The sequence below is a fragment of the Aeromonas sp. ANP5 genome (genome assembly GCF_963870295.1).
Classification (GTDB): Bacteria; Pseudomonadota; Gammaproteobacteria; order Enterobacterales; family Aeromonadaceae; genus Aeromonas; species Aeromonas veronii.
In genome coordinates, this window is the sequence record NZ_CAWMRY010000023.1 from 42253 (window position 1) to 57481 (window position 15229).

General features: G+C 62.5%; 13 protein-coding genes. 5 read left to right on the forward strand and 8 right to left on the reverse strand.

Features of this window, described 5'->3' with window-relative positions; genetic code table 11:
* Positions 1 to 38: 38 nt before the first annotated feature.
* Together AACT07_RS13955 and AACT07_RS13960 are read right to left on the reverse strand one after the other, a co-directional pair.
* Positions 39 to 1082, reverse strand: a complete 1044-nt coding sequence (locus AACT07_RS13955; protein ID WP_069528370.1) for an isopenicillin N synthase family dioxygenase — start codon at positions 1080 to 1082, stop codon at positions 39 to 41.
* A gap of 354 nt (positions 1083 to 1436) precedes the next feature.
* Positions 1437 to 2075, reverse strand: coding sequence for an NAD(P)-dependent oxidoreductase (locus AACT07_RS13960; RefSeq protein WP_069528371.1), 639 nt, complete (start codon positions 2073 to 2075; stop codon positions 1437 to 1439).
* 101 nt (positions 2076 to 2176) lie between these two features.
* Here AACT07_RS13960 and AACT07_RS13965 point away from each other — a divergent pair, with 101 nt between their 5' ends.
* A complete protein-coding gene (locus AACT07_RS13965; protein WP_069528372.1) occupies positions 2177 to 3067 on the forward strand; it encodes a LysR family transcriptional regulator in 891 nt (296 codons plus the stop codon).
* Between the two features lie 124 nt (positions 3068 to 3191).
* Here AACT07_RS13965 and AACT07_RS13970 read toward each other — a convergent pair whose 3' ends face one another.
* From AACT07_RS13970 to AACT07_RS13985, 4 genes are all read right to left on the reverse strand, one after another.
* On the reverse strand, positions 3192 to 4094 hold the full coding sequence (locus AACT07_RS13970; protein WP_005352600.1) for a LysR family transcriptional regulator: 903 nt from the start codon (positions 4092 to 4094) through the stop codon (positions 3192 to 3194).
* 100 nt (positions 4095 to 4194) lie between these two features.
* Entirely contained in the window at positions 4195 to 5454 is a 1260-nt protein-coding gene (locus AACT07_RS13975; protein ID WP_069528373.1) for an MFS transporter, read from the reverse strand.
* Positions 5451 to 6350, reverse strand: coding sequence for a pirin family protein (locus AACT07_RS13980; RefSeq protein ID WP_069528374.1), 900 nt, complete (start codon positions 6348 to 6350; stop codon positions 5451 to 5453). Before AACT07_RS13980 ends, AACT07_RS13975 begins: the two co-directional genes overlap by 4 nt.
* Positions 6351 to 6409: 59 nt before the next feature.
* The gene (locus AACT07_RS13985; protein WP_069528376.1) at positions 6410 to 7147 is read right to left on the reverse strand and encodes an isochorismatase family protein; all 738 of its coding nucleotides are present in this window, start codon (positions 7145 to 7147) and stop codon (positions 6410 to 6412) included.
* 192 nt (positions 7148 to 7339) lie between these two features.
* Between AACT07_RS13985 and AACT07_RS13990 the strand changes: the two genes are divergently transcribed.
* Positions 7340 to 8275 (forward strand): LysR substrate-binding domain-containing protein, encoded by a 936-nt coding sequence (locus tag AACT07_RS13990; RefSeq protein ID WP_069528378.1) that lies wholly within the window; start codon positions 7340 to 7342, stop codon positions 8273 to 8275.
* A 6-nt stretch (positions 8276 to 8281) separates the two neighbouring features.
* Here the strand turns inward: AACT07_RS13990 and AACT07_RS13995 are convergent, their stop codons facing one another.
* Positions 8282 to 9190 (reverse strand): LysR substrate-binding domain-containing protein, encoded by a 909-nt coding sequence (locus AACT07_RS13995; RefSeq protein ID WP_069528380.1) that lies wholly within the window; start codon positions 9188 to 9190, stop codon positions 8282 to 8284.
* Positions 9191 to 9467: 277 nt separating this feature from the next.
* On the opposite strand from AACT07_RS13995, the gene metE reads away from it, so the two are divergent.
* Both metE and AACT07_RS14005 read left to right on the forward strand, forming a co-directional pair.
* Positions 9468 to 11732, forward strand: a complete 2265-nt coding sequence (gene metE, locus AACT07_RS14000) for a 5-methyltetrahydropteroyltriglutamate--homocysteine S-methyltransferase (protein ID WP_069528381.1) — start codon at positions 9468 to 9470, stop codon at positions 11730 to 11732.
* 218 nt (positions 11733 to 11950) lie between these two features.
* Complete coding sequence (locus AACT07_RS14005; RefSeq protein ID WP_445206774.1) at positions 11951 to 12559, forward strand: substrate-binding periplasmic protein; 609 nt, start codon at positions 11951 to 11953, stop codon at positions 12557 to 12559.
* A gap of 36 nt (positions 12560 to 12595) precedes the next feature.
* Here AACT07_RS14005 and AACT07_RS14010 read toward each other — a convergent pair whose 3' ends face one another.
* Entirely contained in the window at positions 12596 to 13459 is an 864-nt protein-coding gene (locus AACT07_RS14010) for a LysR family transcriptional regulator (protein ID WP_069528383.1), read from the reverse strand.
* A gap of 167 nt (positions 13460 to 13626) precedes the next feature.
* Between AACT07_RS14010 and AACT07_RS14015 the strand changes: the two genes are divergently transcribed.
* Complete coding sequence (locus AACT07_RS14015; protein ID WP_069528384.1) at positions 13627 to 15060, forward strand: glycoside hydrolase family 1 protein; 1434 nt, start codon at positions 13627 to 13629, stop codon at positions 15058 to 15060.
* The last annotated feature ends 169 nt before the right edge of the window (positions 15061 to 15229 follow it).

Below are 15229 nucleotides of genomic sequence, written 5' to 3' on the forward strand. Positions count from 1 at the left end.
GGCTTATGCATATACCCGCTGGCGGATCTCTGCGCTGCTCAGGCCGGTATCGCTTCGCTTTCAGTGCGCGGGAGGCGAGCGGGCTCCAACGGCCCATAGTGACGGGCCGCCACATCCGGGTGGGAGCGCAGCCGCCCTTTCAGCACGTTCTCCCCCACCTGATTAAAGAGCGGGTTGGTCGGGTCACTCTCCGGCCCTTGCGCCTGCGCTGCCAGCTTGGGGGAGAGGCTGAGCAGTGGCACGGTGGCATCGAGCCGCGCCGCCATAAAGAAGGCGCAGGAGAGGCGCGAGACGCCGGGCGGCGGGCTCACCACCCGATGCAGGGTCGCCTTGAGATAGCCGTTGGAGGCCAGCTCCAGCAGCTCGCCGATATTGACCACCAGCGCTCCCGGCAGGGGTGGCGCGGAGATCCAGCCGTCGGCCGTCTCGACCTCAAGCCCAGAGTGATTGTCCTGCATCACCAGCGTCAGGTAGCCGGGATCCTTGTGGGCGCCGACCCCCTGACTGCTGCCACCCGCCTCTTGCCCCGGGTAGTGAATCAGCTTCATGTGCTGGTAGGGGGCGCCGCGAATACTGTCGTCAAACACGTTGGCCGGTTGCTCCAGCACCTCGGCGAAGGCCGCGAGCAGGGTGAGGGTGATATCGCTCAGCCGCTCCTGCCATGCCAGCAGATGGCCTTTCATCTCGGGCAGGGCGGTCGGCCACTGGTTGGGGCCGATCAGCCGCTGCCAGGGTTCACGGATCAAGACCGCAGGCAGGGCTTGCGCCTCATTCATGATATCGAACTGCTCTCGCAGATCCGGCCGCTGGCGGGTCAGCTCGGCACCGACCCGGTTGTAGCCGCGAAAGTGGGGGCTGTTGACCATCTGCACTGCCAACTTCTCCTGCTCCGGCAGAGCAAAGAATCGCTCTGCCAGCGCCAGGGTCTCTAGCATCTCAACCTTGCTCAAGCCGTGGCCGACCAGATAGAAAAAGCCCACATCGCGGGCGGTCGCGGCCAGCCTGGCCAGCATAGGGCGACGCACCTCGGGCGCCCCGTTGAGGGCAGCCAGATTGATGATCGGCAGTGGTGAATGTTCCATGTGCACCTCCTCACTCTTTCGTTATCTCTGGCGCCATCTGGGATAAAGGGGATGCTACTGTTCGGTGTTATAAGACGGAAACAACAAATTATTCTTAGTTATACACAAAATTCGAAATGGAATTCGGCAACTGATGGGCTGAAGGTTTTTTGCGCAGCCATTGTGGGGTAAAGGGGCAATGATGAGGGGGAGAGTGATAACCAGAGGCAAGCTGCCAGTGGCAAAAATGACCAAAACATAAAATGGCCAAAACAGAAGGGAGGCGGATGCCTCCCTTCTGGTTGAGCGGGTGTTCACCTGACCGGGTGCGTAGGTGAGTGACCGTGCATTCTGGCCTTAACCGATTGCTGGCTCTCAGTAACCCAGGGTAAAGCGCTGGCGCTGGTGAGCCGGTTTTTCCACCTCGTTCAGCACACCGTCAGCCAGATCACCGGCGGTGATCCCGGCAGGCTGTTCGCCGCTGAACAGCACCTGATCGCCACCAATCCGATAGCCGCCGCGCTTCTCGCCCGGTTCGAGGAACACCGGGGGAGAGACAAAGCGCCAGTCGAGGGTGGTTTCATGACGCAGGGCGGTGAGACCGTCGCGGGCCGCCAGCGCCCCCTGTTTCCACTCGGCCGGAAACTCAGGGGTATCCACCAGTTGCACGCCGGGGGCAACCTCCAGACTGCCGGCGCCACCTACTACCAGCAGCCAGCTGTTGGCCGCTTTGGCTGCTGCGACGATCGCGTTGGCGCCCTTGAGGTACTGGTCGTAGATATCCGGTGTGGCCCAGCCCGGGTTGTAGGCGCTGATCAACCGATCGTGCCCCTTGAGCACCTCGGCCAATGCCTGCGGGTTTTGGGCATCTACCGCCACGGCGGTGACCTGCGGATGGGCGGCCACCTTGCTTACATCGCGGACGATGGCGGTGACGTGATGGCCGCGGCTGATGGCCTCGTTCAGGATGGCTGAACCGACAAAACCACTGGCACCGATCAGGGCAATCTTCATGGGGAACTCTCCTTCACTGTTGGAATGGGGCTATCCTACGCCGCCATTTATGATTTAATAATCACCTCAAAAATGCATTCACTTATAAGCTGGATTTAACAATGGAACAGCTCAGACGTTACGCCATCTTCGCCGCCGTGGTGGAAGCGGGCAGCATGACAGGGGCGGCCAAATCCCTTGGCATGACCCCCTCCGCCGTCAGTCAGCATATCAGTCAGCTGGAGAGCCTGCTCGGACTGCCCCTACTCCATCGCTCCACCCGTCGTCTCAGTCTGACCGAGGCGGGAGAGGTGGTGTGGCAAGGGTGCCGGGCGTTGCAGCAGACTCTGAGCGAGACCGAGCTGCGCCTCTCGGAGGTGCGCGACGCCCTGCTCGGGGAAGTGCGGATCACCGCCCCGGTGGGGATGGCGGGCCAGCCGCTGGCGCTGGCCCTCTCACCGCTGCTGCAGGCCCACCCCGGCCTCACTATCCAGATCATCGCCGACGACGAGAAGCGGGATTTGATTGCCGAGCGGATCGACGTGGCATTGCGGGTCGGCACCTTGCCCGACTCGACCCTGGTGGCCCGCAAACTGGGGCAGACCCGGATGCTGCTCTGCGCCGCCCCCGCCTATCTGGCGCGCAAGGGAGCGCCGCGCACGCCCGCCGATCTGGCCACCCACGACTGGCTTTGCGGCGACATGCTGGGCAACGGTTTGCTGCTGCAGGATGAAAAGGGTGGCGAACACAGGGTGAGGTTCAAGGCCAAGGTGCTCTGCAATAACGTGTTGCCCTTGCGCCAGTTTGCGCTGGCGGGGCAGGGGATCTCGCTGCAACCGGAGGGGGAGATTGGCGAGGATCTGGCGCAGGGGCGGCTGCTCGAACTGCTGCCCGGTTTTCGGGTGGCACCGATGGAGATCCACGCCATCACGCCGCAGCGGGAGATCCCGGAGAAGGTGCGGCGGGTGGTGGAGGCGCTGCGCAGCTATTTCGGCACGACGATGTCGTCATGAGCTGCGCCTTAATGGTTGAGAAAAGGCCCCCGATTATCCTGAAGGGGGATTATCCATAAGGCGGTTTGTCGAGAAGAGCGATAGCCCGGATGAGAAGATGGGCATGCTTGACTGTTAAGCATACTTAAAACGAACTGACGGCCCGCACCTGATCTTTGAGCCAATTAAGCCCGGTATCCTGACCGGAGCTCTTGTGCCAACTCATGTAGACGGGGCAATCCTCCGAGAGCCAGGGGAGGGGATAGCTGGCCAGATCCAGCGCTTGCCCCAGCTTCTCCATGTGCCACTGGCTGGCGACGCAGAGCCAGTCGGTACGACTCACCAGATGAAGAGCGGTGAGCAGGGAGTCGCTCTCGTAGGCAATCTGGCGCGGCGGCAGCGGCGCCTTGGTCAGGGTGTTGAGCAGCAAGCTGTCGAGCCGCCTGGTTTGCAATACCACGTGCTTTTCGTTGAAGAAGGTGGCCATGTCGGGGGCCTGGCGGATCCTGGGGTGATCCTTGCGGCAGGCGATGCGCAGGGCCTGGGACATGATCTGCTCGTTTTCGATCCCCTGCTCCGCCATCGGCTTGGTGGCCAGCACCAGATCCACGCTGTGCAGATAGAGGCTGTTCTGGCGCAGGGCTTCGTCCTGCACCTGGGTGTTCCACTCCAGCTGACAGTTGGGGGCTTGGGTCTGCAGCAGGTTGTTGAGCTCCGGCAGGAAGAAGATATCGATATCGGGCACCCCCGCGATGCGAAAGGTGCGCCGACTGGTCTGGGGATCAAAGAGATCGGTGCGCTGCAGGCTGCGCTCCATGTCGTGCAGCGGCACCATGATCTCGTGGTGCAGACTGAGCGCTCGCGCCGTGGGGGTGATGCCGCGTCCCTGGCGGACAAACAGCGGCTCGCCCACCAGGGTGGTCAGGCGGCTGATGGCCTGGCTGATGGCCGAGGGGGTCATCTCCATCATCTCGGCGGCCGTGGTGACACCACCATAGCGGATCACCGCATCGAGGACGCGAAAGAGATTGAGATCGACTTGAGACATGGTGGCTACCGTTAAGCATGATTAAACAGTTAACATACTGAACAGCCTCTTGTCTGGCCAGCATTCCCTGCGATAACTGTGATGTTTCCCTCTCTATTCGTCATCTTCCATCTTGCCGCGAATGCGATCGAGCCTGTTTTGCAGCCATGCTTGAGCCCGGCAGGTGGCCCGCGGCATAGAGTAGCGCGACCAGCAGCAAGCCGCCCAGAAAGAGCCAGCGAGCGCTCCCCCAATGGCCGCTGTCCGTCATCAGGGCCGCCAGCAGCAAGGGCCCCAGCAGCTGACCGAGGTTGGCGAGCTGGACAAAAAAGCCCTGCACGATGGCTAGTTGCACCGGCCCCTGACTCACTCCCTGCGCGGACGAGAGGATCGCCGGTGGCGCCATGCCACCCGAAAGGGAGAGGACGAGGCACAATCCATAGGCCCACCACGGCGACAGGCCGGGCCAGAAGGCGAGCATGCCGCACAGCGCCATCAGGCCCAGTGCCCAGCTGATGAGCCGATCTCGTGCCACACCCCGGCGCAGCAGCCATGCCCCCATCAGGTTGCCGGGAATATTGGCGACCACCGCCAGCGCCGAGAGCAGGGCGATCTGGCTTTGGCCAATCCCGGGGCTGCCTTGCAACATGGTTGGCAGCCAGACAAAGAGCGCCCAGAGCATCAGGCTGTAGAGCGTGAACGCCAACCCGTAGCGCCAGAGTGCCTTCTGCCGGAGCACCGTGAGTTGGCGCAGCGGGTGGCCCGAGTTGATCGAGTTTTGGGGTGCCCAGACCCGCAGTTTATCTGCCGAGCGACTGGCGAGCAGAAGCAGCAGGGCAGAGAGTTGCGGGAACATCAGGATCAGCCAGGCCAGTCGCCAGCCACCTTGCGCCGTGAGCCAGGGGGTGAGCAGCATACCCGCCGCCGCCCCGAGAGGCAGGTTGACCGCCCACAGGCTCAAGGCCAGTCGCTTATCCTCCTCCCGGGTCACCGCCACGATAAAGGCGGGCATGGCCACCGAGAGCAGCAAAAAGCCAATCCCCTCGACAATGCGCGACAGCAGCATCATGGCCAGCCCGTTGGCGGGCAGCGCCAACGCTCCGCCTGTGACGATAACCAAAAGCCCGACAACCCCGGTTTGCCGCCCACTCCAGCGGGTCAGCAGCAGGCCGAGAAAGAGGCTGCAGAGGATCGCCAGCGTATTGAAAGCTGAGGCGAGATAGCTGGCTTCGACCAGTGTCAACCCCAGTTCGCTGCGCAGTATGCCGAGCACGGCGGGCACTTTGCCAAGGCAGAGAGCGCCGCTGGCACCGGCAAAAATGGCGAGGAAGACCAGAGGCCAGCGCGTGCTTTGTGGCTGGTGGCCAGCGAGCGTGCTCATGGCCGATATTGGCCGTTGTGCAGCCACTCATCGTTGAGCTGACCAAATTCGCCGCGCTGATAGGCATGCAGCCGATCTGCAATGGCATCGTGGCTGTTCATGACGAAGGGGCCATGTTTGACCAGGGGTTCATTGAGCGCCTGGCCTGAGAGCAGCACGAAGTGGCAGGGCTCGGTGGCCTCAAGCTGCAGAGCCACCGCCTCGCCGCCCTCGGCAGAGAGGCTGACACCCATCCCGTGACCTGCCGGGATGAGGTGCCGCTCTCCCTCCGCCTGCAGGGTCAGCGATCCGGTCAGGGGATATATCATGGCATTCCAGCCTGCCGCCAGCAGATGGGTGAAGCGGCTGCCGGGCGCGCAATGGCCATCGAGCAGGGTAAAGGGTTGGGGCAGCTCTGCCGAGTGTGGCGCCGTTATCCCGTTGCTGTGGCCTGCGACCACCCGTACTCGCGCCCCTTCGCCATGAAACTCGGGGATGGTGGCAGCGGCTGCGTGGACGGCAAAAGGCGACATCATCTTTTGACGGGCAGGCAGGTTGACGAAGATCTGCAGGGCGTGGACATAGGGCGATGCCCCCTCCGGCTGCTCGGTATGCACGGCCCCGCGCCCGGCCGCCAGCCAGTGGATCGTTCCCGGTTCGATGGGGCCCTGATTGCCGAGGGAGTCGTAGTTGACGTGGGGGCTCGTCGAATCCTCGAACAGATAGGTGACGGCAGAGATCCCGGCGTGGGGATGGGGCTCGAAGGTGGGGGCGGTCATCTGGAAGTGATCCACCATTACCACGGGGTCTATCAGACCGTTGAAAAAGTGTTCGCCAAAATGGCTGGCTGTAAAGCCGCTGCCAATGCGCAGCGGTTGGCCCTTGACGGGGGCGGAGAGAGTCAGGCGTCTGGTCATCGATATAACCTCTTGAAGACAAAAGAAGCCTTCGGTCATCTGACCGAAGGCGAGGCGAGTTACGACTTCTTGGCACCCTCTTGCATCTGCCACACCAGGGTGGCGAAAGGCATGTCGAGGGCGCTGTAGACATCGTGCGCCTTGGGGTCGACGTTGCTGCGCAGCATCTCGACTGCGGCAGAGGCGTAGTCGGTGACCGGGATACCGGCACCCAGCAAGCGTTGCAGCCCAGTGGTGCGCTTGGCTTCGTTGAAGGTGCCGGAGGCATCGAGCACCACCCGGGCATCATAGCCGGCAGCCTTGGCAGAGAGGGCCGGGAAGCTGGCGCAGATCTCGAGGGATACACCGGCGATGATCAGCTGTTTGCGGCCGGTCTTCTCAATGGCGGCGCGCACGGCAGGATCGTCCCAGGCGTTGATGACGGTGCGGTTGATCACCTTCACATCCGGCAGGGCACTGGTCAGTTCAGGCATGGTAGGGCCCCACATGCCATCGGGCATGGTCGCGGTCACGATCACCGGCACGCCGAGGGCGCGGGCGGCGTTGGCCAGCGCTACCACGTTGTGCTTGAGCTCGCCCACCGTGATGTCGCGCACACCGCTCAGCAAGCCGACCTGATGGTCGACCAGCAGCAGTACCGCATTGTCTCGGGAGAGCATCTCCAGATAGCGGTTGGGTGATACGGTCGGATGGCTGGCAGCCTCGGCGGCCATGGCCGGTGTCGCTGTGGTGGCCAGCGTGGCGGTCAGGGTCGCCAGACCGAGCAGGGTGGCAGAGCAGATTTGTCGCAGTTTCATGGTGAACTCCTTGTGATATCGGAACAGTCAAACGGCCCTTGCTGGTGGGGCGGATTGCCCGCGCAGCAACCGTCTGATGGGGACAGGGCCATTATGATGGCTGCAAAAATGGCGACAATCTGGTGAAATAGGTTCTTATCGTTCTATTGGTGGAACGATGTGAATGCACCTCACCCTGACCAAGGCTGCCCGATGACACCACTGGAACTTGATTTGAATGATCTCTATCTCTTCACCCATGTGGTGCAGCGGCAGGGATTCACTGCCGCCGCGCGGGCGCTTGGCGTGCCCAAGTCGCGGATCTCGCGCCGGATCCGGCTGCTGGAGGAGCGGCTGGATACCCGGCTGCTGCAACGTACCTCGCGCCAACTCAGCCTGACCGATGCCGGTGAGGTGCTCTATCGCCACTGTCAGGCGATGCTGGCCGAGGCTCAGGCGGGAGAGGCGGCTGTGCGGCAACGGCAGCAGGAGCCGAGCGGTCTGGTGCGGATCAGCGTGCCCATTACCATTGCCGATGCGCTGCTCGCCCGCTTGCTGCCCGTGTTTATGGCGCAATACCCCAAGGTGAGACTCGCCGTGCAAGCCAACAATCGGCAGGTGGATCTGTTGGAGGAGGGGCTGGATGTGGTGATCCGCGGGGTGGCCTTCGAGCAGCCCCCCTCCAGTCTGGTGCAGGTGCCGCTCTGTACGGTGCAGTGGGGCGTGCTGGCTGCCCCAACGTGGCTCTCTCGCCACGGTGCATTGATGCATCCGCGCCAGCTGGAGGGAGAGGATGCCCTGCTCTTCAGCTCGCTGGAGCGTCAGGCTGATCTGCTGCGGCTGCGGCACAACTGTGGGGAGAGTGAGGAGGTGGCGGTCAATGTGCTGCTGCGCAGCGACAATGTGCAAACCCTCAAACAGGCGGCGCTGGCGGGGCTAGGAATGGTGGGCTTGCCACTTTACGCCTGCGTCAATGAGCTGGCGGATGGGCGGCTGCAACAACTGCTGCCCGAGTGGCGTCCCAAAGATGGCAAGCTGGTGATGCTCTATCCCGCGCGGCGCGGTCTGTCACCGGCGGTCAGGGCCCTCATCGACTTTATCAAGGCGAAGTTGCCTGCACTGCTGGCAGAGGTCGGTCAGCCACGCTGAGGAGGGCTATCCCTCCATCTTGCGGCGAATGCGCTCGAACAGGCTCTGCAGGCAGGCTTGATCCCGATCGGCGGCCCGTACCGCGCCGTACATATGGCGGCGAATACCGCTGCCGAGGGGGCGGGCGCAGAGCATCCCCTGTCTGACAAACTCCTCGCTGGCCCAGCGCGGCAGGGCGGCAACCCCGAGCCCGGCGGCGGCCATCTGCAGCATCACCGAGGTGTTGTCCACCGGCTTGCAGCGGGCGGGCTCCACCCCGGCGGGTTGCAAAAAGCGGCTGAAGATATCCATGCGGCTGCGCTCCACCGGGTAGACCAGCAGCACCTCCGGCCCCAGATCATCCGGCTCGATGTGGCTCTGGTGGCAGAGGGGATGATCCGGCGCCATCACCAGAGTCAGATCGAAGGCAAACAGTGGCTCGAAGTGGAGATCGCCGCGGGCCTGCACGTCCGAGGTGAGCAGCAGATCGAGCTGGCCGCCTAGCAGGGCATTGATGGTATCAAAGCCCGGCACTGACTCCACCTCCAGGTCCACCCCAGGCCACTGGCGGCGAAAATCGGGCAACAGCGGCAGCAGCCACTGGATGCAGCTGTGGCAATCGAGCGCCAGATGCAGCCTGCCCGCATCGCCGCTCTGCAGGGCCTGCAACTGCTTCTCGGTCTGGGCCAGGGCGGGCAGTACCTGACGGGCGAGGACGAGCAGCTGGCTGCCTGCCGCGGTCAGCACCAGCGGACGGCTTTTGCGCAGGTAGAGCTCCAGATTGAGGCGGGTCTCCAGCTCTTTGAGCTGGTGGGAGAGGGCGGACTGGGTGAGGTTGAGGGTCAGCGCCGCACCGGCCAGCGAGCCCTGCTCGGCCAGCGCGGTCAATGTTTTCAAGTGTTTGATCTCTATCCCTGCATTGCTTGGCACTGCCATAAGATGGCTCCTTGTGAGATTGCGTATGGTGCTGAGGTTGCGGCCGGCGGTTACCCTGCTGCGCTTCTTGACTCCGGCACCTCTTGCACCTGTAAAAATCGGCCTATGTATCCTCGCGGTGAACCTTACCTGCGGTCAGTTGAGGATTATTTGAGAGCCACTTGAAGAGGATTCAATAGCCAGCGTCACCTTATCTTGTCATTTTGGATGTGTAAACATCTGGATGGCTAAATCATCCAGTTTCCCATCAGATGAATGAGCATAAGGAAATGAACCTATGACACGAGCACACACCCTGGGCTTCCCCCGTATCGGCGCCAAGCGCGAGCTGAAATTTGCCCTCGAATCCTACTGGCGTGGCGAGACCACTCAGGCCGAACTCGTTGCCGTGGGCAAAACGCTGCGTGAGCGCCACTGGCAGGCCCAGCACGGCGCCGGGGTCAATCTGCTGCCGGTGGGCGACTTCGCCTGGTACGATCAGGTGCTCGGTACCAGCCTGCTGGTGGATGCGGTGCCTGCCCGTCACCGCCATGGCGAGACCGATCTCGACACCCTGTTCCGGGTGGCCCGTGGCCGTGCGCCGACCGGCCCGGCGGCGGCCGCCGCCGAGATGACCAAATGGTTCAACACCAACTATCACTATCTGGTGCCGGAGTTCAGCTGTGATCAGCGCTTCAAGCTGGGCTGGAGCCAGCTGTTTGACGAGGTGGAAGAGGCCAAAGCGCTGGGGCTGCCGGTCAAGGCGGTGCTTCTGGGACCGGTCTCTTATCTGTGGCTCGGCAAGGAGAAAGAGAGCGGCTTCTCCCGCCTTGAACTGCTCGATCGCCTGCTGATTGTCTATCAGGAGATCCTGGCCAAGTTGGCCGCCCAAGGGGTGGAGTGGGTACAGATCGACGAACCTGCGCTGACGCTGGACTTGCCGGACGAGTGGCGGCTGGCCTATCTCAACGCCTACGAGCGCCTCGCGGGCCCCTGCAAGCTGCTGCTCACCACCTATTTCGGTTCGGTGGCTCATCAGCGCGACATCATCACCAGCCTCAAGGTAGATGGCCTGCATCTGGATCTGGTGGCCGCCCCCGAACAGCTGGAGACCCTGGTGCCGCATCTGCCCGCCCAGTGGGTTATCTCCGCCGGGGTGATCAACGGCCGCAACGTCTGGCGTGCCAATCTGGCCAAGCTGGCGCCGACTCTGAAGGCACTGAAAGCCAAACTCGGCGAGCGGCTCTGGGTGGCCTCATCCTGCTCATTGCTGCACAGCCCGGTGGATTTGACCCTGGAGCAGGAGCTGGATCCCCAGACCCGCAGTTGGTTCGCCTTCGCCCTGCAAAAATGTTTCGAGCTGGGACTGCTCAGAGAGTATCTGGATGGGGGCGAGCTCGACAAAATCACCGCCTACAGCCAGCCCATCGTCGATCGGGAGTCTGACAGCCGGGTGCACAAGAAGGCGGTGCAGTCACGGCTCGCCAGCCTCACCAACAGCGATTTTGATCGCCACAGCCCCTATCCGGTCAGGGCCGAGCTGCAGCGCTCGGATCTCAAGCTGCCGCTGCTGCCCACTACAACCATCGGCTCTTTCCCGCAGACCTCGCAGATCCGGGTGTTGCGGCAGGATTGGCGCGCCGGTCGCATCGACGACAGCGCCTACGAGGCGGGCATTCAGGCCGAGATACGCGATGCCATCGCGCGTCAGGAGGCCATCGGGCTGGACGTGCTGGTACATGGCGAGGCCGAGCGCAATGACATGGTGGAGTATTTCGGTGAGCTGCTGGATGGCTTTGCCATCACCCGTTTCGGCTGGGTACAGAGCTATGGCTCCCGCTGCGTCAAGCCGCCGGTGATCACCCGCGATATTGACCGCCCGACTCCCATGACCCTAGCGTGGACAAAGTTTGCCCAGAGCCTGACCGACAAGCCGGTGAAGGGCATGCTGACCGGTCCTGTGACCATCCTCTGCTGGTCCTTCCCGCGGGAAGATGTGAGCCGCGAGCAATCCGCCCTGCAAATCGGCCTTGCCATTCGCGACGAGGTGGCAGATCTGGAAGCCGCTGGCATCAAGATCATCCAGATCGACGAACCGGCGATCCGCGAAGGCTTGCCCCTGCGCAAGCAGGATCATCAGGCTTATCTCGACTGGGCGGTGCGGGCCTTCCGTCTGAGCGCAAGCCCGGTGGCGGACAGCACCCAGATCCACACCCACATGTGTTACAGCGACTTCAACCTCATCATCGAGGCGGTGGCAGCGCTGGATGCGGACGTGATCACCATCGAGACCAGCCGCAGCCAGATGCAGCTGCTCGAAGCGTTCGAGCGCTTCAACTACCCCAACGAGATTGGCCCGGGCGTCTACGACATCCACTCGCCGAACGTGCCGAGCCAGAGCTGGATTGAGGGGTTGCTGCGCAAAGCCGCCAAACAGATCCCGGCCGAGCGGCTCTGGGTCAACCCGGATTGCGGCCTCAAGACCCGCGGCTGGGAAGAGACAGAAGCCGCCCTCAAGGTGATGGTCGATGCCACCAGGGCGCTGCGGGCCGAGCTGGCGTAACCGGCAAGCCGTGACCGCCATCGGTAAGGTGGTGTGCTGAAAAACGAATGAGAGAGGGGAAGCCACTGCTTCCTCTCTCTTTTTTCGTTGGCCACTTTTTCCACTGGATCCTGAACCTTGCCGCAGCCCGCTTTGCACTAGGCTCAGAGGTGGCAGAAGTGGATGGAGTCGCGGCCATGGGTGTTGGTATTAGGATCGCAATCCTTTGGGGATTGCTGATGTGGCAGAGTGTCTGGGCGGCGCCAGCGGCCGAGTTGAAGCTGGTCTACTTTGACGACTTTGCCCCATATCCGTGGCAACGGGCGCAAAAACTGGTGCGGATGGCGCAGGCCGATGGTTTTGTAACCATCGCAACTCGGGAGCGGCGCAGCTATACCCTGATTGTGGAAGAGCCGGTCACTACCACTGTGCTAACCATTTTTACCCAGCGTGCCCATCCCCGAATGGCGGAATTTCAGCGTGCCAGCCGCTTGAGCGACTTCAAATCGCTTACCTTTCTCGACTATTTCGGTAACGGCTGGGGCAAGGAGAACCTGGCGGGCTTCACTGTTCATCACACCATCAATGTCGATAACGTCTTCAAAATGCTGGCGGCGGGTCGGGGGGACCTGATGGTGACCGACCCACTGGTGGCACGTTTCAAACTCAACCAGCTGGGATTGTCCGGGCAGGTGGTCGAGGTGCCGCTGCAGCTTGACTCTACCCCGTTCAATCTCTGCATCGGCAAGCACTCCCGCTTCAATACCCGGATAACCGAGTTCAACCGTGCCCTGCAACAGCTGCGACAAAGCGGCGAGTTGGCGCGTATCGTCGAACGCTATCGTTGATGCGCGGCCGCCATCTGCTGTTTGCCAACGGCGTGTCTATCTTGGCGCCATATCGGCGATGGTTGCCCAGAAGGCGTCGCTCAAGGGCCCCTTGCTGTGGGGCGGACGGATAAGGCCAATGGTCCAGCAGGCTTCCCCATCTCTAAGGGGCAGGGTGAGCACATCCGGGTGCTCTATGGTGGTGGAGGAGGGGACCAGGGTCCAGGCGATCTCGGCTGCCGCGGTGGCGACGCCAGCGGCGAAGTCGTTGACGTACTGGATATCGCGAAAACGCAGCCCGCTCTGGGCCAGATAGTTCATCAGGTGATCGTAAAAGGATGGGGCCTTGTCACGACGCAGGATCGCCAGCGGCTTGTCCACCAGATCCGCCAACTCCCTCACATCGCGGTAGCTGGCGGGCAGCACGGCGACAAAGTGGGCTTCGACCACTGGCAGGGCGTACCACCCCTTGGGGGCGGGCAGGCGGCAAAAACCGAGATCCAGCTTGCCTTCACTGAGGGCCAGCAGCTGGTGGTGGGTAGAGAGATCGTTGAGCTCGATGGTCACCTGCGGCCGCTCGGCGCGAAAACGGGCAATGGCCGCGGGCACCAGGATTTTGGTGGCCACGCCAAAGCCGATACGCAGGGTGCCGACATTGCCCGCCAGCACGTCGCGGGCGGTGCGCGAGAGCTGCTCGCTCTGGATGACCACAGCGCGGGCATCCTCATACAGCGCCCTGCCCAGTCCGGTGAGGCGAGTGGTACTGGCGTTGCGCTCGAACAGCTCGCCGCCCAGCTCCTCCTCCAGCCGCCTTATCTGTTTGCTCAGGGCCGACTGGGTAACGTGCTGGCGTACCGCCGCCTGGCCGAAGTGCAGTACCTCCCCCAGAGTGACGAAGGCTTTCAGATCCCGTAGCTCCATCAGGGCTCCTTTCATTCCCGTTGGGAATGTTGAGTGGTCAAATTTGTCATTGGACGGAATTTTAGAAGTGATGGATGCTTATGCCAATTCATTTCGGGTACCCCGGCACGGGGGCGCCAAGTTATCAGAGATGGCTGACACCATCAGCGCAGCAGGAGCAACACCAGATGCATCACCACAAGTTCAACGACTTCCCGAGCGATTTTCTGTGGGGCGCCGCCTCCGCCGCCTATCAGGTGGAGGGAGGCTGGAATGCCGATGGCAAGGGGCCCTCGGTGTGGGATCTCTTCACCAAGCTGCCGGGCAAGACCTTTGAGGGGAGCAACGGCGATGTGGCGGTGGATCACTACCACCGCATGGAAGAGGACGTGGCGCTGATGGCTGAGATGGGGCTCAAGGCTTACCGCTTCTCGGTGAGCTGGCCACGCATCTACCCCACCGGTCGGGGGGAGGTGAACGAGGCGGGTCTGGCCTTCTACGAGAAGCTGATCGACACCCTCTTGGCACACAAGATCGAACCGGTACTGACCCTTTATCACTGGGATCTGCCACAGGCGCTGCAGGATGAGTACGGCGGTTGGGAAGACCGACGCATTATCGAGGATTTCGAGCGCTACTGCGTGACCCTCTATCAGCGCTTTGCCGGCAAGGTGAAGTACTGGGTCTCTCTCAACGAGCAGAACTACAACCTGACTAACGCCTATCAGCTCGGCACCCATCCGCCCGCGGTGCAGGATCGCAAGCGCTTCTTTGCCGCCAACCACATCGCGTTTCTGGCCAACGCCCGGGTGATCAAGGCCTTTCGCCAGCATGTGCCAAATGGCCTCATCGGCCCGAGCTTTGCCTACTCCCCTGCCTATCCTGCGTCGTGCGACCCGAAAGATATGCTGGCCTATGAGAACGCCGAGGAGTTCAACAACTTCTGGTGGCTGGATGCCTACTGCTTTGGCCGCTATCCCCAGGCGGCGCTCGCTTACTTGCGGGAAAACGGCGAGGCGCCGGAGATCCTGCCGGGCGATATGGAGTTGCTGCGCGAGGGGACGCCCGACTACATCGGCGTCAACTACTACTACACCCTGACCTACACTGATAACCCCTTGGGCGGTCAGACCCTGCAGCGGATCAACACCACCGGCAAGAAGGGCACTACGCCGTCCAGCGGCATCCCCGGCCTCTACAAGACGGCGCCCAATCCGCACCTTGAGACCAGCAACTGGGACTGGGCCATCGACCCGACCGGGATGCGCATCGCGCTGCGTCGCCTCTCTTCCCGCTATGGCCTGCCGCTGATGATCACCGAGAACGGCCTTGGCGAGTTCGACAAGCTGGAGGCGGGCGACAAGGTGAACGATGTGTACCGCATCGATTACCTGCGCAGCCATGTCAAGGCGTGCCAGGAGGCGATGCAGGATGGGGTGGAATTGCTCGGCTACTGCGCCTGGTCGTTCACCGACATCCTGAGCTGGCTCAATGGCTACCAGAAGCGTTACGGCTTCGTCTATGTGGAGCGTGACGAGCAGGGGGGCTCCCTTCGCCGGATCAAGAAGGCGAGCTTCCACTGGTACAGCCAGGTGATTGCGAGCCAGGGCAAGCAGCTCTGACGATGTATCGCGTCGCGTAACCAGCGGGCCCGGGCAATCCCCGGGCCCGCGCTGTTTGTGGCGGGGGAGAGGGGGCAAGCCGGTTTCTCACCGTGCGACTCATCCCTGTTTGCTGATTTTTGTCCTGCCAAAGCCGCCGACCCCTGCTATTATCTGCGGCCGAACATGA